This is a genomic window from Pedobacter sp. R20-19, from assembly GCF_000708265.2.
Classification (GTDB): domain Bacteria; phylum Bacteroidota; class Bacteroidia; order Sphingobacteriales; family Sphingobacteriaceae; genus Pedobacter.
In genome coordinates this window covers 373,225-396,490 of record NZ_JCKI01000008.1, presented here as the reverse complement: position 1 = coordinate 396,490, position 23,266 = coordinate 373,225, and the positions used below count along the sequence as shown (strand labels likewise).

21 protein-coding genes are annotated in these 23,266 nt (G+C 36.3%); 14 read left to right on the top strand and 7 right to left on the bottom strand.

Translation table 11 applies throughout. From position 1 onward, the window contains the following. Positions 1-215: 215 nt before the first annotated feature. Positions 216-2,165 (bottom strand): amino acid permease, encoded by a 1,950-nt coding sequence (locus tag AN34_RS18615; RefSeq protein ID WP_029287981.1) that lies wholly within the window; start codon positions 2,163-2,165, stop codon positions 216-218. Positions 2,166-2,442: 277 nt separating this feature from the next. On the opposite strand from AN34_RS18615, the gene AN34_RS18610 reads away from it, so the two are divergent. Next, positions 2,443-3,666: an MFS transporter gene (locus AN34_RS18610; protein ID WP_029287979.1), complete on the top strand. Its 1,224-nt coding sequence runs from the start codon at positions 2,443-2,445 to the stop codon at positions 3,664-3,666. 80 nt (positions 3,667-3,746) lie between these two features. On the opposite strand, the gene AN34_RS18605 is transcribed toward AN34_RS18610, so the two are convergent. The 4 genes from AN34_RS18605 to yihA all read right to left on the bottom strand — a co-directional run bounded on the left by AN34_RS18605 (position 3,747) and on the right by yihA (position 7,926). Beyond that, complete coding sequence (locus tag AN34_RS18605) at positions 3,747-4,454, bottom strand: hypothetical protein (protein WP_029287977.1); 708 nt, start codon at positions 4,452-4,454, stop codon at positions 3,747-3,749. Between the two features lie 97 nt (positions 4,455-4,551). Beyond that, the gene (locus AN34_RS18600; RefSeq protein WP_029287975.1) at positions 4,552-6,258 is read right to left on the bottom strand and encodes a M3 family oligoendopeptidase; all 1,707 of its coding nucleotides are present in this window, start codon (positions 6,256-6,258) and stop codon (positions 4,552-4,554) included. 123 nt (positions 6,259-6,381) lie between these two features. Then, positions 6,382-7,239 carry a UbiA-like polyprenyltransferase gene (locus AN34_RS18595; RefSeq protein ID WP_029287972.1) on the bottom strand — a complete coding sequence of 286 codons (858 nt, stop codon included), beginning with the start codon at positions 7,237-7,239 and terminating at the stop codon, positions 6,382-6,384. 63 nt (positions 7,240-7,302) lie between these two features. After that, the gene (gene yihA / locus AN34_RS18590; protein ID WP_029287969.1) at positions 7,303-7,926 is read right to left on the bottom strand and encodes a ribosome biogenesis GTP-binding protein YihA/YsxC; all 624 of its coding nucleotides are present in this window, start codon (positions 7,924-7,926) and stop codon (positions 7,303-7,305) included. Positions 7,927-8,094: 168 nt separating this feature from the next. On the opposite strand from yihA, the gene ubiE reads away from it, so the two are divergent. From ubiE to murI, 13 genes are all read left to right on the top strand, one after another. Then, entirely contained in the window at positions 8,095-8,826 is a 732-nt protein-coding gene (gene ubiE, locus AN34_RS18585; protein WP_029287967.1) for a bifunctional demethylmenaquinone methyltransferase/2-methoxy-6-polyprenyl-1,4-benzoquinol methylase UbiE, read from the top strand. Then, positions 8,823-9,620, top strand: coding sequence for an outer membrane beta-barrel protein (locus AN34_RS18580; RefSeq protein WP_029287965.1), 798 nt, complete (start codon positions 8,823-8,825; stop codon positions 9,618-9,620). The genes ubiE and AN34_RS18580 overlap by 4 nt, the downstream gene beginning before the upstream one ends. A gap of 94 nt (positions 9,621-9,714) precedes the next feature. Continuing rightward, complete coding sequence (locus tag AN34_RS18575) at positions 9,715-10,473, top strand: SDR family oxidoreductase (RefSeq protein WP_029287963.1); 759 nt, start codon at positions 9,715-9,717, stop codon at positions 10,471-10,473. Positions 10,474-10,537: 64 nt separating this feature from the next. Further along, positions 10,538-10,984 carry a GatB/YqeY domain-containing protein gene (locus tag AN34_RS18570; RefSeq protein ID WP_029287961.1) on the top strand — a complete coding sequence of 149 codons (447 nt, stop codon included), beginning with the start codon at positions 10,538-10,540 and terminating at the stop codon, positions 10,982-10,984. Between the two features lie 193 nt (positions 10,985-11,177). Then, positions 11,178-11,942: an alpha/beta fold hydrolase gene (locus AN34_RS18565; RefSeq protein WP_029287959.1), complete on the top strand. Its 765-nt coding sequence runs from the start codon at positions 11,178-11,180 to the stop codon at positions 11,940-11,942. Next, positions 11,942-12,604 carry a CBS domain-containing protein gene (locus AN34_RS18560; RefSeq protein ID WP_029287956.1) on the top strand — a complete coding sequence of 221 codons (663 nt, stop codon included), beginning with the start codon at positions 11,942-11,944 and terminating at the stop codon, positions 12,602-12,604. The genes AN34_RS18565 and AN34_RS18560 overlap by 1 nt, the downstream gene beginning before the upstream one ends. 9 nt (positions 12,605-12,613) lie before the next feature. Further along, positions 12,614-13,495, top strand: a complete 882-nt coding sequence (locus AN34_RS18555) for an NAD kinase (RefSeq protein WP_029287954.1) — start codon at positions 12,614-12,616, stop codon at positions 13,493-13,495. 2 nt (positions 13,496-13,497) lie between these two features. Then, entirely contained in the window at positions 13,498-14,316 is an 819-nt protein-coding gene (locus AN34_RS18550) for a DUF6089 family protein (RefSeq protein ID WP_029287951.1), read from the top strand. Positions 14,317-14,335: 19 nt separating this feature from the next. After that, positions 14,336-15,076 carry an isoprenyl transferase gene (locus tag AN34_RS18545; RefSeq protein ID WP_029287949.1) on the top strand — a complete coding sequence of 247 codons (741 nt, stop codon included), beginning with the start codon at positions 14,336-14,338 and terminating at the stop codon, positions 15,074-15,076. A gap of 149 nt (positions 15,077-15,225) precedes the next feature. Continuing rightward, positions 15,226-17,769 carry an outer membrane protein assembly factor BamA gene (gene bamA / locus AN34_RS18540; RefSeq protein ID WP_029287947.1) on the top strand — a complete coding sequence of 848 codons (2,544 nt, stop codon included), beginning with the start codon at positions 15,226-15,228 and terminating at the stop codon, positions 17,767-17,769. A gap of 320 nt (positions 17,770-18,089) precedes the next feature. Beyond that, positions 18,090-18,620, top strand: coding sequence for an OmpH family outer membrane protein (locus AN34_RS18535; protein ID WP_029287944.1), 531 nt, complete (start codon positions 18,090-18,092; stop codon positions 18,618-18,620). Positions 18,621-18,679: 59 nt separating this feature from the next. Continuing rightward, positions 18,680-19,258 carry an OmpH family outer membrane protein gene (locus tag AN34_RS18530; protein WP_029287942.1) on the top strand — a complete coding sequence of 193 codons (579 nt, stop codon included), beginning with the start codon at positions 18,680-18,682 and terminating at the stop codon, positions 19,256-19,258. A gap of 350 nt (positions 19,259-19,608) precedes the next feature. Further along, positions 19,609-20,424 carry a glutamate racemase gene (murI, locus tag AN34_RS18525; protein ID WP_029287940.1) on the top strand — a complete coding sequence of 272 codons (816 nt, stop codon included), beginning with the start codon at positions 19,609-19,611 and terminating at the stop codon, positions 20,422-20,424. 115 nt (positions 20,425-20,539) lie between these two features. Here the strand turns inward: murI and AN34_RS18520 are convergent, their stop codons facing one another. Beyond that, entirely contained in the window at positions 20,540-21,679 is a 1,140-nt protein-coding gene (locus AN34_RS18520; RefSeq protein ID WP_029287938.1) for a cytochrome-c peroxidase, read from the bottom strand. Between the two features lie 3 nt (positions 21,680-21,682). Beyond that, entirely contained in the window at positions 21,683-23,236 is a 1,554-nt protein-coding gene (locus AN34_RS18515) for a DUF6850 family outer membrane beta-barrel protein (RefSeq protein ID WP_029287936.1), read from the bottom strand. Between the last annotated feature and the right edge of the window lie 30 nt (positions 23,237-23,266).

Below are 23,266 nucleotides of genomic sequence, written 5' to 3'. Positions count from 1 at the left end.
TCACTATTTTTGTGTTCAAAAAACGTAGTAGATAACTCAAAACTAACTAGTTACATGTAGATTGGTGATCACACCCAACCGAATGGTAAAGGTTAACTAATAGGGGATTTTCTTATCGGTCGTGTGTTTCCACCGACCGATAAGAATATATCTGATCCTGAGTTGTAATCCGATAGCGGAAACTACCTCATCAGTCAGTATTTTATTGAAAGAAATTAAACTTCAGGATTTGCTAACTTACTATGTCTGTAACCATATGCAAAGTAAACAATCAAGCCGACTACCAGCCAGATTCCGAAACCAATCCAGTTAGAAATTCCAAGTTCGCACATCATATACAAGCAGCTGATCAACCCTAAAACCGGGATCAGTGATAGGTTTTTAGTGATGCAATAATAAGAGATGACCACGCAGATAATCAGAAAAATCCACATGGGGATTTTATGCTTGAACAAGCTCCAGCCGGTTTCATATTTCTTATCAAAAGAAACCTTTGACGCGGCAATAAACTGCTCATAACGATCGCCAGGTAAAGCGCTCAGGTATGATTCAGCATCTACTTTTTCAGCAAGGATAATTTGTGGTGCAGCATCTTTAACAATTTCTTCCTTTACGATTTTGAGTTCATCACCTTTTAAAGAAGTTACGAAATTTACGGTAGTAATCGTTTTTGGCGTGTTAAAAAAGAAGGCTTTGGTTTCCTTCTGAAATTGAACAAAAGCAAATATCAATGATGCAATAAGTGCAACAGGCACAATAAATTTACTGTTAAGATATGGGATTTTGAATTTACCACGTTGTACATCGGGGCGGTTTTGTAATACCAGTACACCGGCGCATACCAATACAAAGGCAAATAAAGTACCGATAGAACAAAGATCGGTTACGATGGTCAAATTCATGAAAAGCGAAGGAACGGCCACCACAAAACCAACCACAATAGTTGCAAAGGATGGTGTTTTGTATTTGGGGTGAATTTTTGAGAAAGATTTTGGTAATAAACCATCCCTGCTCATACTCATCCAGATCCGAGGTTGTCCCATTTGAAAAACCAGGAGTACACTGGCCATTGCAAATACCGCACTAACAGCGATAATTCCACTCATTAATTTTAAATTGATCTGATCAAAAACAAAGGCTAGGGGATCACCTACAGCAAGCGTATCTGATTTTACAATACCGGTTAAAACCAGTGCAATAGCCACATAAAGAATAGTGCAGATAATAATGGCCCACATCATGCCGCGTGGTAAATCTCGCTGTGGATTTTTACATTCTTCAGCGGTGGTTGAGATGGCATCAAATCCAATATATGCAAAGAATACGGCAGATACGCCTTTTAAAATTCCCGATACGCCATTAGGTGCAAAAGGATTCCAGTTTTTGGTATCAACATAAAATATTCCAACTGCTAAAACCAATAAAATAACGGCTAGTTTAACTACTACCATTGCATTACTGGCATTTCGGCTTTCTTTCATGCCCCGGTAAATTAACCAGGTAATTAATATGATAATGCCTAGTGCCGGGAGATCAGCCACCAGGTGAAAACCTCCAATTTGGGGTGCCGTAAGCCAGGCATTATTTGCTAAGGCAGTAGCGGGATCTAGTGCAGCTATATTCTTACCGGCTGCTCGTAATGCTTCCGCATGTTCGTGTCCGTTATAGGCACTTAGGTAATCCATCGTCGCCCAATCTGGAACATGGATGCCGTTGATGCCAAGAAAGGGTATTTTGATGGTAGAGAGTAAACCTGTAAAATAATCCGACCATGAAATTGCCACAGTGATATTCCCGATTGAATATTCCATGATAAGCGACCAGCCAATGATCCAGGCTACTAATTCGCCGAAGGCAACATACGAGTAGGTGTAGGCACTGCCAGAAACCGGAACCATTGAGGCAAATTCTGCATAAGCAAAAGCTGCGAAACTACAAGCTACAGCTGTAAAGATGAAAAGAAAGATTACTGCAGGTCCGCCATCTGCACTGGCTTTGCCAATTGTACTGAAAATTCCGGCACCAATGATTGCTGCAATACCAAAGGCAGTTAAATCACGTACGCCAAGTGTTTTGTGAAGTGTATTTTCATGATCGCCATAGCCGCCTGCTGCATCTTTTAATATCTTTGAAATAGATTTCTTCCTGAATAGCTTTTCGAACATCTTAATTTGCTTGTTGTATTCTTCAAACTTATAAAAATATCAGTTAAAAACGTTTAAAGCAAGATATAATTTTCTAGTCAGTGCTGTTTTATGTACATAAAAGTTTAAAAATGGAGACATTATTTGCGAAATGTAAAAATTTATGAATGTTTGAAAAGCATTAACCTTTATTTGATTTGCATAATTTATCCACGCACTAAAATGATATTTTTGTCAACTCAAATCAATCAGGTCAATTTTTATGGATTAAAATTGTTTGATTATAATATTTATTCGAATGCAAACGGTTACCAACAATATCACCTATATAAAAGATAAAAATCAAAAAATAGCCACCTTCCTTGCTTTTGCTTTAATTCCGCTTTCAGGTTTTGCTACAGATATTTATATTCCTTCGCTGCCCACTATGGCAGGGGAGATGCAGGTGAGCAGTATTCAGGTGCAACTTACCTTAAGCATATTTCTAATCAGTTATGGTATCTCCCAATTATTTATTGGCAGTATTTTAGATAGTTTTGGGCGGTATAAAATTTGCCTGTTTGCATTGTTAATTTTTGCTGCGGCCAGTATTGTAATTGCGGTTACCCATAATATCTATCTGATTTATTTCATGCGGGTAATTCATGGCTTAACCGTTGGGTGTATTGTTGTAGCAAAACGTGCTTATTTCGTCGATTTATTCGAAGGCGATCAGTTGAAACACTACTTGAGTTTGTTCTCGATTATTTGGTCAACCGGGCCAATCATTGCACCTTTTGTTGGAGGATATTTGCAGTTGGCTTTTGGATGGGAATCTAACTTTTACTTTCTAGCTGGTTTTGCCCTTGTTTTTGCTTTACTTGAATTTCTTTTCAGCGGAGAAACATTGAGGTTTTTTACTGATTTCCAGCTTAAAAAGATTGTCGGTATTTATGTTAGCATGATTAAAACCACCAGCTTTACATTAGGTATTGTGATGTTGGGCCTGGCCTATTGTATGGTAATGGTTTATAATATGACGGGACCTTTTATTATTGAACATGAATTAAAATTTTCTCCTGTAATTGCAGGTTACAGCTCACTGGTTTTAGGTTTTGCCTGGATGGTTGGCGGTTTTATTGGTAAAGCAACTATTAACCGTCCGTTTTTTAGACGCCTTGCCATTAATTCTGCATTGCAACTTCTATTTGTAACCTTAATGATTTTGAGCTTAAGCCTGATTAGTAATTTATATTCTTTGATTTTTTTCGCCTTTATCATTCATATCGGTGCTGGCTATACTTTTAATAATTACTTTACTTTTTGTTTAAGCAAATTCCCGAAAAATGCAGGTATTGCAGGTGGTTTAACAGGAGGAATTACCTATGTGATTGTTTCTTTCCTCAGCTATAGCGTTGTTAATCTTTTTCCGGCAAAAGATGAGCGTAACTTGAGTTACAGCTATTTGGTAATGATTTTAATTTCGGTATTGGTGATGTTTGTAATTATGAAAACGAGGAAAAAAGATGAAGTAACGATTTAACATAGCCAATAGATCATTTAGACGAAACGCAGGTGATGGTAGGCTATGGTTAGGTCTATTTGATTACAAAACAGCTAGTATTATTTCACCTTCAAATAAGTACCTTCCAGTGTTGCATTAAATCCAAATTCGCAATCATTTAATTGACCTGGACTTTCCTGAGTTATCATTAAGAAACCGTGATAGAATTTAACGCTGAATTTGCAAGATTTGTTTACCTGAATAATCAGCTGATTGTTTTTTAAAATAGCCTTACCTGATGCGTCGGCAATATTTCTTCCAGGGTCATGAGTTACCGAACCAATATCATAAGTGTAAATGTTGCCACTTAATTTCTTGATCGAAATATTTCCCTGATAGCCTTTCTCTCCATATTGATACGAATATTCACCTGCGAGTTGATCTGTTTGAAAAGGAGAAAATATTTCTGGCTTAAGATTTGGATTGGCTTTAACAATCAGTGACGTAGCATAACTGGTGTCAGCTTTAGTTGCCGACCAGTTGCCTTCCAGTTTATTATCTTTAAATGTGGCATAAATACTTCCGCTAATATTTCCATCTTTTTCAAATTCATGCAGCGAATACTGATTTTGATCTTCTACACGACCAATAATTTTAATAGGCTTTTTTAATTTGGTGTTTAAATACCTGATGTTGCCTAAAATAAGCTGATTGGAAATGGAAATATTTAATTCAACAGGGATTTTTTTATTGATAAAGCCAGTTAAAGTATATTTCTGTATAGTACTATTTTGCTGTGCATGGCAAATGCCTGCAAAGCTTAACATGATTAATATTGTTTTCAGAGCACGCATAAATGTTCTTTTTTTAAATGGAAAAGTCGCGGGGATTAACCGCGACTTCTTAAGAATATAGGTTTATTGATTATCCTAATTTCTCTAATTCATCTTTAACAAACTTGGCCAATTCCTTTACATAATCTGCGCTGAAATCAAATTTAATTCCTGCGGTTTCATAAATTTCATTAATTGGCTTTGTATAGCCTAAAGAAAGTGCGGCTAAGTATTGATCTAATGCTTGATCTGGATTTTCTTTATAATTTTTCCAAACGGCAATAGCGCCCAACTGTGCAATGGCATATTCGATGTAATAAAAAGGAACTTCAAACAAATGAAGCTGTTTCTGCCAAACGTTGCCAAACTGTTGTTCTAAGTCAGTCCAATCTGCAAAACCAGCGCCAAACCGATTATAAATTTGCTTAAAGGTTTCCTCCCGGTCTGCAGCTGTATGTTCAGGATTAGTGTAAATCCAATGCTGAAACTGATCGATAACGGCAACCCAGGGCAGAGTTTTAAGTACATCTGCCAACTGTTCTTTTTTAGCACGGATTAAATCTTCTTCGTTATCGAAATAAACATGCCAGTTGTCCATAGATATGAGTTCCATGCTCATGGAAGCCAATTCGGCTACTTCAGACGGGCAATGTTTAAAATCATTTAATTCCAGGTTAGCGGTTAAGAAGGTATGGATGGCATGACCACCTTCATGAACCATTGTGGTTAAATCGCGAAGTGAGTTTGCTGAATTCATAAAAATGAATGGTGCCCCAGTTTCCGCCAGTGGATAGTTATAACCACCCGGAGCCTTACCTTTTCTGCTTTCCACATCGAAAAGATGGTTGGCCTTCATCGTCGCAAGTTTTACACCCAGTTTTTCATCAATGGCGTTAAAACAGGCAATACTTTTATCAATCAGTTCTTCACCATTGTTAAAGGGTTTCAACGCAGGTTTGCCACTAATGCTCACCTCTAAATCCCAAGGTTTTAAAGTTTCTAGACCTAAAGATTCACGGCGTTTCTCTGCCTGCTCTTTTAAAATAGGAACAATTTCTTTTTCAATTGCATTTGCAAAGTCATAACAATCTTGAGGAGTATAATCAAAACGACCTAATGCCTGGAACATATAATCACGATAGTTTTCAAAACCTGCATTTAAAGCAACTTGGTTTCTCATTTTGATTAATTCATCAAATAAAATATTCAGATCGTCCTTATCAATTAAACGCCGTTGTTGAATGGTTTTCCAGGCATGTTCACGAACTTCACGATTTAAATCTTTAATAAAAATTGATGCTTGTTCTAATGTATATTCCTGCCCATTAATTTCCACACTCATTGCACCGGTAATGCTCTGATATTTTTGCTGTTTAACTTGCAATTGTGTAAACAATTCAATGTTTTCTTCACGATAAATTTCCAGCGCTTTTTTAATTGCCCGGCTGTAAACAAAGAATTTTTCTTTATCAAGATCATCCATAAAGGGACTTTCTACAAATTTTTTATTCAATTCGTTAGCCAATGGTGAAATTTTTGGCTCAATCTCTTCAGCAAAATATTGAAAGTTTTTAACCAGTTCTTCATTGGCTGTATCGCAGCTCATTTTGATGTACCTCCATGCAAAATCCTCTTCAAGTGCTGCTTCCAGTTCAGAACGGTCTTTCAACCACTGTTCTAATTCTTCAACACCAGTAATTTCCCTGTTTTGCAATTCAGTAAAAAGTGGTTCAAGGCTTTCCCATGTAATCGTGAGATCCTGCGGAATATATGTTCTGGTTTTTTTTTCTATTATCATCATATTTAATTAGAAAATTAGTGAAAGATTGAATTAGAGAATGACTGAATGATATTGAAAATTGCCAAACTCTCTCATTCAAGTTGCTCTTCAAACTCAATCCTTCAAAATTTATTCATTCTATTATTTTGTTCTTATATAAGCATCAATTAAAAAGCAAACGGCAAATACCACTGAGGCATAGCCATTCAAAGTTTGAAACGCTCTGTTTACTTTACTAATGTCATTTGGTTTAACGAGTAAATGCTGATAAACGAGCATGGAGCAGAAAAACACAATGCCAACGTAATATACCCAACTAAATTCAGTAAAAAATACAGGTAGGATTACGCACGTTGCTGAAAGTACATGCAGTAAAACCGATACATTCAGCGCATTTTTTATGCCAAGTGCAGAAGGAATGGAATGTAATTTTTCTTCACGATCAAAGGCCTCATCCTGTAAAGCATAAATGATATCGAAACCGCTTACCCAAAAAAATACAGTAAAGGAATATAAAACTGGTACAACGGCAAAATGACCTGTAACTGCAATATAAGCACCAATAGGAGCGAGCGCGAGTCCAAGTCCCAGAACCAGGTGACACAATGCTGTGAACCTTTTAGTGTAACTGTAAAACAATACTACAAATAAGGCTACAGGTGATAAATAGAAGCACAGCGGATTAATGAAGTATGTGCTAGCGATTAGCAACACGCAGTTGATGATCACAAAGGTTAATGCTTCATTGGCCGAAACTTTTCCGGCGGGAATATCACGCATTTGCGTACGGGGATTTTTTGCATCGATATCTCTATCCAGATAGCGGTTAAATGCCATGGCAGCATTCCTGGCAAATACCATACACAGCAAAACTAAAATCAGTTTATGCCATTCAAAGGGGTTGTCAGTTGTGGTTACACCCAAAAAAAAGCCAATCATGGCAAATGGCAATGCAAAAACGGAGTGAGCGAATAATACGAGTGAAAAGTATTTTTTCATTTTTTAAAGATGATGGTCAATGGCTTGGTTGGACTATAAACCATAAACCATCGACTAAATAATTTAAAATTTCTTATAATCTGTTGGAACGACGAAATCTTTATTTACTTCACTGATAAATTGCAGCACATCATCTTTTCCATTTCCTTTTTCTGCAGATGTGATAAACGTTGCAGGAATTTCTTCAAAGAAATCGCCCAGTTTTTTTCTAAATGCTGCTACATTCTTTTGTGTCGTTGTCATCCCTTGCTTATCCGCCTTAGTAAATATCAATGAAAATGGAATTTGCTTTTCACCTAACCAGTAGCAAAATTCAATATCAATTTGCTGAGGATCTAAACGACTATCAATCAGTACAAAAATACATTGTAGGCTTTCTCTCTTAGTAATATAGGCACGAATAAATTTCTCCCATTTCTCTCTGCTGGTTTTTGAAACTTTTGCATAACCGTAACCGGGAAGATCGACGATATACCATTTCTCATTAATTAAAAAATGATTAATCAGTTGTGTTTTACCGGGACGTTGCGAAGTTTTAGCCAATCCATGCTGATTCACTAACATATTAATTAAAGAGGATTTTCCTACATTAGAGCGACCTATAAAGGCATACTCAGGCATTAATGGTGCTGGTAATGCCGAGATTTGGGTGTTGCTGCAAACAAATGTTGCCGTTTTGATAACCATATGGCAAAGGTAGGGTTTTGAGTCGGAAGTCCGAAGTCTGAAGTCCGAAGTCGAAAGTGATTAATCTAGTGGAAATGTAAACTTTAAGTTGTAGTACAATTATTGCATCCCAGACTTCAGACTCTCGACTAAAGACTCCCGACTTTTTACTTATCTTTGCTACTTATCATGAATCAGAATATCACTCCATATCAAATAACAGATGCAACTAAAAAAGAGCAGGTTGCAACCATGTTTAACAACATTTCAGGCACATACGATTTTTTAAATCACTTCCTTTCTTTAGGCATTGATATCCTTTGGCGCAAAAAAGCCATTAAGGAGTTGGTTTCTATCCAGCCGAGAAATTTACTTGATGTAGCCACCGGAACAGGTGATTTTGCATTTGAGGCAATAAAAAAACTGCATCCCGAAAAAGTAATCGGTGTAGATATTTCTGAAGGCATGTTAGAAGTAGCTAAGAAAAAAATTAATGAGCGGAGTCTGCATGAAGTGTTCACGGTTCAAATGGGCGATTCAGAAGGGTTGCACTTTGAACAGGATACCTTTGATGCCATTACCTGCGCTTATGGCGTACGGAACTTTGAAAACCTCGAAAAAGGTTTGGCTGATATGTACCGGGTATTAAAACCAAATGGTAAAATGGTGATTCTGGAATTTTCAAAACCCCGTGTATTTCCGGTAAAGCAGTTATACAACTTTTACTTTTTACATATTACACCATTTTTTGGGAAACTATTTTCAAAAGATGCCAAAGCCTATACTTACTTGCCTGAATCAGTAGCCGCTTTTCCTGATGGAAAAGATTTTACCACCTTAATGGAGAAAGTTGGTTTTAAAAGTACCAAACAAAGAATTTTAACGTTTGGAATAAGTTCAATTTACGTCGGAACTAAATGATAAAAAAATTAAGCCTCATTCTCCCCCTATTTTTTATTTACAGCACTTCCTTTGCTCAAAATTGGGGCGGGGGGATTGATGATGAAGATTGGAGTTTTGGGTTTAATTTTCAATACATTTCCGCAGAATATAAAATCCTAAAAATAGAGAATTGGCAGCGTCCCTTTTATGAGGTCTCCAATTCTTTTGGTGTTTCTTATGATCCAAACTCTGGAATTCCGGTTACGGGCCGTTTAACTTCCATTTCAAGTCCGCCATCTCAAGGTTTCGGATTGGGCTTTGTGATCAATAGAAACATTTCTGATAACTTTGATCTTCGTGCCACACCATCTTTAATTTTTAGTGATCGAATCGTTCGTTACGAATACGAGCCAATGGAATCAATTGATTTAGGTAACGGACAAACCAAAAACTTCCAAAGCATCATTGATAAAAAAGTGCAGGCTACGATGTTTGAGTTCCCACTCGGACTAAAAATAAAATCAAACCGATTAAATAACTTCCGGGCCTATTGGTTAGGAGGGGCCAAATATTCTATTGATATTGCATCTAAAAAGAAAACCTTTGATGAAGGTGAAGCCGCCATTAATAAGCTGTTAAAAAATCAGCGCAATTACCTCTCTTATGAAACAGGAATTGGCTTTGATTTATATTTTGAATATTTTAAAATGTCGCCTGAGATTAAATTGTCATATTCTACAAATGATATCCTACAACATGACGATACTGCATTTGCCAATCCAATAGATAAGTTGAAATTGCGTCAATTAACGTTCAGTTTAATTTTTCAATAGCTGCGCAAATCAAAAAAACTTACCTTTGCCCATAGCGATAAATCATCGGCCTTAGTTTTATATCGGAGATTTATCGAGACTTAAAATTACATAAATGTCTAAAATTGCTTTAATTACAGGCGCAACATCTGGTATTGGTGAAGCCTGTGCCCATACGTTTGCACAGCAAGGTTATCAGTTAATTTTACTGGCCCGCCGAGAAGATCGTTTAACCAAAATTGTACATCATCTGGGCGATAAATACGGAATAGAAATTAAACAGGTTCTGGCTGATGTGCAAGATAAAAACAGCCTTTCTACTGCGCTGGAAGTTTTACCCGCTGATTGGAAAAAAGTTGATGTGTTGGTAAATAACGCTGGCTTAAGTCAGGGTTTAGATCCAATAGATCAGGGCAATACAGATGATTGGGACACCATGATTGATACCAATGTTAAAGGTTTGCTTTACATCACCAAAATTGTATCCAACTGGATGATTCCTCACAAATCTGGGCATATTGTAAATATAGGATCAATTGCGGGTAAGGAGGTGTATCCTAATGGAAACGTATATTGTGCAACCAAACATGCTGTTGATGCTTTAAGTAAAGGTATGCGAATAGACCTTTTACCTCATGGCATTAAAGTAACTGAAATTAATCCAGGTATGGTTGAAACTGAATTTTCAGTGGTGCGTTTTAAAGGAGATGAAGATCGGGCAAAGAAAGTATATGAAAATTTGGAACCACTAATTGCAGATGATATTGCCGATGCCATTTGGTATGTGGTGAGTCGTCCGAAACATGTAAATATCAATGACATGTTGATTATGCCAACGGTACAGGCAACAGCAACGATTATAAAAAGAGATTAAAATTAGTTACGAGTTAAAAGTTGAATGTCATGACCTATAACCCATAACCCATAACCCATAACATATGATATCAGATACTATAAATCAGGAAATTAAAAAAGCCATGTTGGCTAAAGATCAGGCACAGTTAAGAGGTTTAAGAGCTATAAAAGCCGCTTTGCTTCTTGCCAAAACAGAAAAAGGTTCTTCAGAAGAAATTACAGAAGAAGCTGAATTGAAGATTCTTCAGAAATTGATTAAGCAGCGCCGCGAATCAGCAGATATTTATAAATCACAAAATCGTGAAGATTTATATCAGGTTGAAGAAGAAGAAATTGCCGTAATTAATCAGTTTTTGCCAAAGCAGTTGGATCGTGAAGAAGTTGCTTCGATTATTGCAGACGTGATCAAACAATCTGGTGCCACATCGGTTAAAGATATGGGTAAGGTAATGGGCCTGGCAAACAAAGCACTTGCAGGTAAAGCAGATGGTAAATTGATTGCTGAAATTGTTAAAGAAAAACTAGCTTAGTAGAGCTCAAAGCAAAAAGACTAAAGCTGAAAGCTGATAGCAAAACATGTATCTTGATACTGTTTACTTGCTTCTTGACACTTATAAATAGGTTTTTATACCGTTTTCGTTTTTATTTCAGAAAAATGGCATAGAAATGCGAAAAATTAATTTTACTCTACTAACTTAGTGCACAATACCATCTAGAATACATATGACATACCAGGTAATAGAAGAAGAAGGATTTAAATACATTGAAGCTGGAAAGGGCCAGACACTGGTATTGCTACATGGCCTAATGGGTGAACTTAGCAATTGGGAACTGGTAATTGAGCGTTTTAAAGATCGTTATCATGTTATTATTCCAATTCTTCCCATATACGATCTACCCATTTTAACCTTAGGTGTTAAGGCTTTATCAAGATACCTTCATCGTTTCTTAAAGTTTAAATCGCTAAATCAGGTGGTATTGGTCGGCAACTCTTTAGGTGGGCACGTAGGTTTAGTATTTACTGTTGCACATCAGGAATTTGTAAAGGCATTGGTATTAACCGGAAGTTCAGGTTTATATGAAAATGCTTTCGGTGGTTCTTTTCCACGCCGGGAAAGTTATGATTATATTAAAGAAAAGGTAGAGTTCACCTTTTACGATCCGGCTACCGCAACCAAAGAACTTGTTGATGATGTTTTTAAAACCGTTAACGATAGATCACGCGTAATTAGAATTTTAACCATGGCTAAATCGGCAATTCGCCATAACATGGCTAAAGAACTATCTAAGATTACCATTCCTGTTTCTTTAATCTGGGGTAAAAATGATAAAGTTACCCCTCCGGAAGTGGCACAGGAATTTCATCAGTTATTACCGAATTCTGAGCTGAACTGGGTGGATAAATGTGGTCATGCGCCAATGATGGAGCAGCCTGAAGTATTTAATGATTACCTGGAGAAATTCTTAGATAGAATACTACTTAAATAATGTTTGCTGAAGAAATCATATCGAACGACATTCCAACACTGAACATCAATGACTCAGTGCAAAAGGCTTTAGATCGCTTAAACGATTTTAAGCTAAAGCATTTGCCTGTTGTAAATGATAGTGTGTTTTTGGGGTTGGTTTCGGAGGATGATTTACTTAATATTCACAATCACGATACGCCTTTAAATGATGCTTCTGTTCATTTGTTGAGTGCTTTCGTGCTTAATGATGCACACACTTACGATGTGATTCGGTTATTGAGCCAGTTGCAACTCAGTGCAGTTCCGGTTGTTGATCAGCAAAGAAACTATCTGGGTTTAATCTCAATAAATGAGATGGTTGACGCTGTGGCAGAACAATATGCTGTAAACGAACCCGGAGGGATAATTGTTTTGGAAATTAGCAACCGAGATAATTCTTTAGCACATATTGCGCAAATTGTAGAAGCAGATAACGCTCAGATTCTATCTTCTTATGTAAATTCATTTGAAGATTCTACAAGGCTTGAGGTAACCTTAAAAGTAAATAAAACAGAACTTACTTCTTTAGTAGCATCTTTAGAACGCTATGATTATCAGGTAAAAGAAGTATATAACAATACGCAGGTTGATGATGGATCGCAGGAACGATACGATTCTTTCATGAACTATTTAAATGTTTAAAAACCAATGATGAGGATAGCCATTTACGGGAGAGACTTTAATGATACAGTTTTGCCCTATGTTCAGGAGGTTTTTAATCATTTAGCCAATTATGATGTTCAGCCCGTTTTGTACTCCAAGTTTAAAACATCGCTGCATGGAAAAATTAATTTGCCAAAAAATACGGTGATCTTCCATAATCACGCAGAGCTAAAAGAACGTGCAGATATTTTAATTAGCTTGGGTGGTGACGGTACATTGTTAGATACACTTTCATTAATCCGGAATTCTAATATCCCAGTTATCGGAATCAATTTTGGACGATTGGGTTTTCTAGCCAGTATCAATAAAAATGAAATAGAATCGGCATTGAAGGCCGTAATTCACGGAGAATATACTTTAGATTGTCGTTCACTTCTGGTGTTAGAATCGGATAATAAATTGTTTGGTGAGGAGAATTTTGCGCTTAATGATATTACCATTCATCGCCGCGACAATTCTGCCATGATGATTATTCATGCCAAGATGAATGAAGACTTTATTAACTCTTACTGGGCTGATGGATTGATTATTGCCACACCAACAGGTTCTACAGCCTATTCACTAAGCTGTGGTGGCCCAATTATTTATCCTGATTCCAGGAATTTTGTGGTTACACCAATCGCTCCACATAATCTTAATGTGAGGCCGGTAGTTTTACCAGATGATCGTAAACTATCATTTGAAGTGGAAGCCCGTGAATCTAAATTTTTAGTTTCATGCGACAGTAGAACGGTAACGGTAGAAAGATCAGTTAAAATTTCTATAAAAAAGGCAGACTTTTGCCTTAATCTGATTCGGCTTAACAATGAAACCTACCTGAATACGTTAAGGAATAAATTATTATGGGGAATTGATACCCGTAACTACTAGATATGGTGCCAAACAGACTGTTTTTTATTCTTCTTTTTTTTGCTTTCAGTACACAAATATCACGTGGACAAGAAGGTGGCAATTGGGAATTGGGGATAATGGCTGGGGGCGCAGGTTACATGGGTGATTTAAATCAGAATAATCCGTTAAAAATAAGTGGTTTTTCAGCGGGTATCTTTGGGAAAAGAAATTTTAATCAATACCTGGGTGTGCGTTTGAATTACACTTACGGGCAGATTGAGGCTAAAGATTCAGAATCAAGCAATGCGCAGTTTAGAGATAGAAATTTAAGTTTCAAAACCAGCTTGAGTGAAGTTAGCACCATATTAGATTTCAACCTATTCAATTTTAAACTGGGCGGTGGTAGCAGGTTGTTTTCACCTTATATTTTTGCAGGTGCTGGTGCGGTTATTTTTGAACCTACAATTAAGTATGGTGGAGAAAAATACCGTTTGGATAGAATGTCTACAGAAGGGCAGGAGAATGCTTATAGCAATGTAGCGCTTACCATTCCATACGGTATAGGGATAAGGTATAATTATAAAGATACCTGGAGTGTTTTTTCAGAAATTGGGTATAGAACACCCATGACAGATTATATTGATGATGTGAGTGGGAAATATCCAGAAATTCAAAAGCAGGTAATAGTGGGAAATCCACCTTTTAATCTTTCAAATCCTGCAGATCCATCCAACCCAAACTATCCAAATATTGGAATTCCTGGTACCCAAAGAGGAGATTTAAGAAAAAGGGACACTTATCTATTTGTTAGTGTTGGCATATCTTTTACCTTTGTATCCTCAAAATGCTACTCGTTTTAAGCTGATTTTGACATAATTAATGGGATTTAAAGAACAAATAGACTATAATCGCCTGCCAAAGCACATTGCTGTCATTATGGATGGTAATGGAAGATGGGCAAAAGGCCAGGGAAAAGTACGCGTATTCGGTCACGAACAAGGCGTACTTTCTGTAAAAGATATTGTGGAAGGTTGCGTAGACGTAGGTATTGAGTACTTAACGCTTTATGCCTTTTCTACTGAAAACTGGAACAGACCAAAAGAAGAGGTTGATGCATTAATGGAAATCCTGATTTCTACCATCAATAACGAAACTGAAACACTGAATAAACACCATGTGAGGTTAAATGCCATTGGTAATATAGCCACTTTGCCGCAGCAATGTATCAGTGATTTGCATGAGGCAATGGCTAAAACGGCACATAATGAAAAATGTACCCTAACCCTTGCGTTAAGTTACAGTTCAAAATGGGAGATTTTAGATGCTGTGAAGCAAATTGCTTCTGCTGTAAAAGAAGATGCCATTTCCATAGATGATATAAACGAGGATTTATTTTCTTCTAAGTTAACTACGGTTAATATGCCCGATCCTGAATTAATGATCAGAACCAGTGGAGAACACCGGATTAGTAATTATTTACTTTGGCAAATGGCTTACACAGAGTTTTATTTTACTGATGTGCTTTGGCCTGATTTCAGACGTGAAGATCTTTTCGAGGCGATAGTTGACTATCAAAAACGCGAACGACGTTTCGGTAAAATTAGTGAACAATTAAACTAATTTTTCTTTTAACACTTTTTAACAAGCGTTTAAACTAACTTAGCGCCACTTTTATACGATAAATGTAACCATTAAAAGGGAAACTGGATAAAGTAATTTTTGCTTTAAAAACCAAAACCTTCGTGGCCATTACTGAACAAATTACTTTAATGAAAAGAATATTTCAAGTTTTAATCCTACTCGTTTTAGCCGCTCCGGCCTTTGCTCAAATACGTCCACAAGGTCAGACGCCGGTAACCCCATCTTTAAAAGTTGGAGGCTTAGATCTCGATTATTTTAGTCCGAAAGAATACATTATCGGCGGTACAACCGTATCCGGTACGCAGTATCTGGATAAGGATGTTTTAATCACTTTGTCTAAATTAACCAAGGGCGATAAAGTTGTTCTTCCAGGTGAAGCAACATCAGATGCAATTAAAACGCTTTGGGCACAAGGATTGTTTGATGATGTGAAGATTAATATTGAAAAATTTGTTCAGGATTCTGTTTATTTCGAAATCGAAGTAGTAGAGCGTCCCCGCTTAAGTTCTATTGATTTAAAGGGAATCAGCAAATCACAAAGAACAGCCATTCAGGAAAAGTTGAATGATAAAACTGGCAAAATCGTTAATGATAATTTATATAATACCACTTCGGGCATTATAAAAAAATATATGTTGGATAAGGGTTATTTCTTTACGGCCATTGATTATAAAACCCGTAAAGATCCTAATGCCGAAAACAGTGTTGTCTTAGAAGCTTACATCAATAAAGGAAGCCGTGTTAAGGTTCAGCACATAGACTTTACCGGAAACAAAGATTTTAAAGCTGCCAAACTTAGAAAATATTTAAAAAGCCCTAAGCAATTTGCATGGTGGCGTTTCTGGGGTTCGGGAAAATTCTCTAAAGAGAAATATGAAGAGAATAAATTAAAAATGATTGGTAAAATGCAGGAAAAGGGATACCGTGATGCGACCCTTTTAAAAGACAGCATTTATCAACACAATAAAAAGAAGGTCAATATTAAGATGGACCTTTACGAAGGGAAAAAATATTACTTCGGAAATATCACCTGGGCGGGTAACGCCATTTATCCTGACAGTATTTTAAGCAAAGTACTAACGATTGAAAAAGGTGATGTATTCAGTGAAGAAAGATTAAACAAAAAGTTGAATGGTGGTGGAGAAAACGGTGGAGATATTAACAGTATGTATACCGATAATGGTTACCTGACTTTCAATATCGATCCTGTTCAAACGAAAATTTACGGTGATACGGTAGATGTAGAAATGCGCATGTATGAAGGTCCTCAATATGTAAACAACAGGATTACATTGAAAGGTAACACCATTACCAATGATAAGGTAGTATTACGTGAGATTCGTACCAAACCTGGGCAGAAATTTAATAAGAGTGATTTAATCCGTACTATTCGTGAGATTGGACAGTTGGGTAACTTTGACGAATCTAAAACAGTTCCTACACCTCGCCCTAACCCGGCAGATGGTACCGTTGATATTGAGTATGCTGTTGAAGAAAAACCTTCAGATCAGATTGAATTATCTGGTGGTTTTGGTGGTGGCCGGATCATTGGTACCTTGGGGCTAACCTTCAATAACTTTTCATTACGTAACCTTTTTAACCTTAAAGCTTATAAACCTCTTCCAAAAGGAGATGGACAGAAATTAAGCTTACGTGGACAAACGAACGGTAAGTATTACCAATCATATAGTTTCTCTTTCTCTCAACCTTGGTTCGGCGGTGAGAAACCGGTAAGTTTTGGTGTAAGTGCATTTACTTCACTGCAATCTAATGGATATAGCTCAGACAATGCGGCATTTCAGAAAATTCGTTTAAATGGTGTTACTGTGAGTTTGGGTAGAAGATTAAACTGGCCTGATAACTATTTTCAATTAAGCCATGCGGTAAGTTTCCAACAGTATATTTTAAATAATTACAGTGGATTTAAATTCTCTACTGGTACATCATATAACTTTAACCTATCGCAGGAGATTAGCCGTGATTCAAGAGATTCACCTATCTTCCCTAAATCGGGATCTTTCCTTCGATTTACCATTCAGGCAACGCCACCATATTCATTGTTTAACAAAGTGAATTATGCAACGGCATCTGATAAGGATAAATATCGCTTTACTGAGTACCATAAATGGAAATTTGATTCGCAATGGTACCAACGTGTAGCTGGAAACTTAGTGGTTAAAGCACAGGCACAATTTGGTTTCTTAGGTCAGTACAGTAAAGCTGTTGGTCAATCTGCATTTGAGCGTTTCAAATTGGGTGGTGATGGTATGCAGGGATTTGATTTCTTACAGGGTTCAGAAATCATCGCTATGCGTGGTTATGCAAACAATGCAGTTATACCAAATGGCTCTAATCCTACTACGGCACAAACATCTGGTAGTCCAATTTACACCAAATATGTACTAGAAGTTCGTTATCCGGTAATCTCAAGTCAGCAGGCTACAGCATTCGTTCTGGCTTTTGCAGAGGGCGGTAACACCTGGGATAGGTTTGGTGATTTTAATCCATTCAATATCAGAAGATCTGCAGGTATTGGTGCCAGAATTTTCTTGCCAATATTTGGTTTACTTGGTATAGATTATGGTCATGCATTTGATACCATACCTGGTGTTAGCGATGGTGGTAAACAAAACTTTACTTTCAGTATTGCGCAGCAATTGGGTGGATTTTAAAATATAGATTTTTATGAGATCAAGGGGATGTTTAATAAACGTCCCCTTTTTTTATAATTTTTAAGTGGACAACAATTGAATGAACTCCAATTGTTAAAAAAAGTTAAATGCTTAAGTTTGCTTTGGCTTTAACTATTTGATAGTATCTTTGTGAAGATTATGTTTTCATATAAACAAGTCTACTATAATTTACATCACATCGCTAATTAGATAAAATCATTAACAGAAAAATGAAACCATAATGGTTGTATATATAAAAGCTTAATCGCTTTTGAAATCATAATAGCTTCATTACCTTTGAATACAAATTTACACACACAATGAAAAAATATTTTTTAATCGCATTCTTACTTTGCGCATCTTTTGGTGCCTTTGCACAGAAGTTTGCTTATGTTGATACAGAATACATTTTGAAGCAAATGCCAGAATATAAATCTGCATTGAGCCAGCTAGAGGTAGCTTCAAAACAATGGCAACAACAAGTTGATCAGAACTTTTCTGAAATTGACAGAATGTATAAAGCCTATCAGGCTGATCAGGTTTTATTAACCGATGATATGCGCAAGCGTAGAGAAAATGAAATTATTGAAAAAGAAAAACAGGCTAAAGAATTTCAACGTCAGAAATTTGGGCCTGATGGAGATCTTTTTCAAAGCAGAGCGAAATTAATTAAGCCTATTCAGGATAAAGTTGCTGATGCCATTAAACAAATTGCCAAAGCAAAATACCTTGATTTTATCTTTGATAAAAGCAGTGAAGCAACCATGATGATTTATGCAAGCAGCAGTTACGATCTTAGTAATGATGTTGTTGTTAAGTTAGGTTACAAACCAGGAACTGCAAATAATTAGTATATTCGCCCGTTGAATTTCGAAAACAATTAGAAAAAATAAAAAAGTAAAATAGAAAGATGAGAAAGTTAATTAACGTATTCTTTGTAGCAGCAGGATTAGTGTTTACAGCGAATATGGCAAGTGCGCAACAAAAATTGGGTCACATTAATTCAGAAGAAGTTTTCGCAAACCTTCCTGAAGCTAAAACGGCTCAAACTACTTTAGAAACATTAGGAAAACAAAAACAGGCTGATATTGATGCAATGATCAAAGAATATCAGACTAAAATGACAAGTGCCCAAAGTTTAGAGAAAACGATAAGCGAAGCTAACAAAGAAGCTGTAGGCAAACAATTACAAACTGTTGGTCAAGAATTACAGGATCTAGAGAAACGTATCACTGATGCCCGCACAAAAGCTTCACAAGATATTGGTGCTAAACAAGGTGAGTTATTCCAACCAATTCAGGCTAAAGTTGCCACTGCAATTTCTGCTGTAGCTAAAGAAAAAGGTTTAGCTTATGTTTTTGACATTGCAAACGGTCAAGGTGGTAATAACCTGGTTTTCTGGGAAGGTGGTGATGATATCACTGCTTCAGTTAAAACTAAATTAGGTATTTCAGCAACTGCTACTAAAGCACCTGCACCTAAGAAATAGTCGTGAGTTCGGAGTCGTAAGTCTCCTAACCAGTTCAAGATAAGGCGGAATTAAGTTTAACTTAGTTCCGCTTTTTTGGTTTTAAAGGATTTACCAATTAAGGACTTATTTAGACTGTCGTCATTTCGACTGAAGCGCAGCGAAATGGAGAGATCTTTACTTGATAGATTTTGCATCGCAGAGCCTTTGGGTTCTCGATTACGTTGCACTCCGCTGGAAATGACGACTTTCTTGTTGGAAGTTTTTATATAATGGCACTAAACATTTCAAGTTTACATCATGATAACTAACAGTAACATTCCAATTTTCAACTAACTTTACAACTTTCTAACATTTCAACTTCCAACACAATGCAGGCTTCGCCAATAGGTATTTTCGATTCAGGTTACGGTGGTTTAACAGTTTTTCGTTCTATTGCCGATAAATTGCCCGATTACAATTATATTTATTTAGGTGATAATGCCCGTTCGCCCTATGGCGATCATTCTTTTGAGACCATTTATAGATATACTTTAGAATGCGTAGAATGGCTTTTTGCAAAAGGATGCCATTTGGTTATCCTGGCCTGTAATACGGCATCGGCAAAAGCGCTCAGGACCATCCAGCAGATAGATCTTCCTGCTAAGTATCCTGATAGGCGGGTGCTTGGGGTAATAAGGCCCACAGCAGAGGTAATTAATGATTATACAAGTACCAAATCGGTAGGGATAATGGGAACAAGAGGTACGGTTAATTCTCAATCCTATTTTTTAGAGATCAGTAAATTTTTCCCTGAGATTAAGGTTTATCAGCAAAGCTGTCCGATGTGGGTTCCATTGATTGAAAACAATGAACATTTGCAAAGTGGTGCTGACTTTTTTATCAATGAGTATTGCAGCAGTTTGATGCAACAATCCGAAGATATTGATTGTGTTTTATTGGCCTGTACACATTATCCGCTATTATTACCTAAACTTAAAAATGCATTGCCTGATTATATTAAAATTTTGACACAAGGCGAAATTGTTGCCAATAGTTTGGTTAATTATTTGGAAAGGCATTCGGAATTGGAAGAAAAACTTGCTAAAAATGGAAAAAAGTATTTTTATACTAGTGGCGATGCTATAGCATTTGATGAACATGCTTCCATTTTCTTTGGTGAGGACGTAGAATCCAGTAGTATGTAAAAAGGTTATTATGCAAGCATAAGATATGCCTTTAAATGCCATTAACATGCCTTAGGTATGGGCTTTGTATGGGATAGAGGTGGGGTGGACTGCGAAGCTCTAATTTATGATAAATTTATTGAGGTAATTTCTCTACCCTGATTAAAATCGAAGGAGCTGTTAGTGCATCTAAGAATGAAACTACCGCATCTTTTTCAGCGTTACTTAGCATTAATCCTTTTAACAATTTATCATTTTTAGGTAAGAGCGGATCATTTACCTGTTCTGGCTTTACCCGTTGAATAGGCATACCTATATTGTACATATTCATTACACCATCCATATTAGGGAATAAGCCATTGTGAAACCATGGGGCAGTTTTCATTACATTTCTTAAACCTGGTGTTTTGAATTTGCCCACGTCTTCTGGTTTTTTGGTTACATTATATAAACCTAAATCTTCGTACTTACGTCCATAATAGGTTAAGCCATCGTTGTGAAATTCATTATCAGTAAACAATGGTCCATTATGGCAGTTGATGCAACGGGCTTTAGTACGAAATAAATGTAAACCCATTAATTGTTGATCTGTAAGTGCTTTTTTGTCTTTTGCGAGGAATCTATCAAATGGTGTTCTCCTGCTTACAATACTGCGCTGAAAAGTGGCCAAACTTTCGAAAATTCTTTTGTTAGTCACCTCTTTTGATCCGAAGGCATCTTTAAATAAAGGCTGATAACCTTTTATTTTAGACAGTTTTTTTGGCAAGGTCTTAATGTCCTGGTGCATTTCATTGTGCGCTGCAACAGGGCTACCTGCCTGTTCTTCTAAGCTATTTGCTCTGCCATCCCAGAAAAGGCGTTTGTAAAACCACACATTTTCTAATGATGGGGCATTTCTAATATTATTTAAATGGTCGTGACCCACAGAAACCTGGCGGCCATCTGCCCAGTGTAAATCTGGTGCGTGGCAGCTTGAACATGAAATTTGATTCGAACCTGATAAGCGAGGGTCGAAAAATAAAATTTTACCCAACTCCACGACCTTCTTAACTGAATCATTTTTTAAATCGATAGGCGAGGGTGGCAGTTCTCCTAATTCCTGAAAAACAGCACCTTTATCTATAGTAGGTTTTGGCCACTGATTGGTAGGTTTTGAATATACTTTGCGTAAACTGTCTATGCTCAAATTATCGTCTTCATTAAAGTTAGCAGATTGAAAAGAAAATAAGATTAATCCTGTGAGGATTAAAAAAAGGGTGGCAAAAATTTTATTCATGGGTTAAAAATAGAGGTTTAGGCTGATATTAGAAGAAAAGCGATCTTTGCCGGGTGTTTTTGTCATCGTTCTCCCAAATTCTCTCAAGTCATCTCTTCTCCAGTAGTTAAATCCAACCTTAATTCCAGCTTGTATTTGCTTAAAAATCGGAATACTGTAATCTCCTGTCAGATTAGCCCCAAATTTTGAGGTTGTATTGTAAGCGTAATCGTAATAGATCACATTTCTGGTAAAAACACCCTCATTAGCTAAAAGTACACTGAAATCAGAATCAAGGTATTGGTTGTAGAGCCCTGTAAGGTTTAGACCCCAGTTGTGATTGTTTTTATTCTGATGATTAATGCCATAGCTAAGGGAATAATTAAGTTGGTTAAAGCGGATATCATTACCTGCAACACCATCTATTTTGCGTTCTTCGTATTTCTTTAAACCAAAGCCTAAATTATGAGTTAATTTTTTGTTGAACCAGGTATAGAGCACTTTTGCTGAAAGGGCTTTATTTTTAAATAAATAGCTATTCGCTAAATAATTATTCAAATAATTATCTCCGTTATTAGTAGTATAATTTAAATGAGCAGTTATGGTATTTGAACTATTTTTCTTTATCCAGAATAGCTGATAATTTTCACTTACTAAATTAAATTGAATGAATTCGAGAATGCCAGCACCAGATCGGTAATCAAATTTTTGCTTGTCTTTTATATTTTGAAAAATGAAGTTGAAATTTCCCAAATCATTATTCTCATAAGTTAGGTAGGCATCTAATCCGTTTCTGCTTTGGTTATTTTGATAATCCCTTTTTACATTGTATTCCTCAGCTTCCCCATAACCGTTTATTAAGTAATTTGTGAACTCAGGTATTACTCTACCTTGAGAAAGACTGGTGTTTTTATAACCTACATTAACTTTTTCAAGGCCATAGCCATACCTATAGGCAATACCAACAGCAAATTCTTTAGTTAAATTGTATCCTATCGAACCTATAAGATTTAATTGATAATCGCTGATTTCTCCCCGAGGATCGTTCGTTGAATAATGATTACCAATTCTGTAATCAACACCTAAACCAATTGGAAGATTGTTTTGAATAAAATTTCTGTTTGCTAAAGCCTTCAAATTATATACTGTTCTCTGATAATTTAAATTTTTTACTGAACCAAAATAGTAAGGATTAGCCAGATTATTTCTGGTTTGATGTGAAAATGATGTACTGTCTTCTACTGTTCTGTTATAAGAGAACTGGCCCCAAAGAGTTATTGACTTTAATTGAGATACTCCTTCTGTACTAAAAAAAGTACTGTTTACTTTATCAGCTTCCTGCGCTCTAATCAAATGGCCCTTTTCAAAATTTTGCCCAACAATTAAATTATTAAATTTAGCTGGCATTAATTTCTTAATGTAAAAGGGACTTGATTTTGCAAAATTATAAGCACTAAATTGTGCTGAATCAACAGTAAAAAGTTTGTTTTTCAGACTTGTATTAATTGTGTCAGTTGTTTGAGCTGATACAGTACCTAAAGTTAAAGCAAGGATTATATTTAGAATGATATTCTTCATTTTTTGTTCGGTATTTTGACGGTATTATAA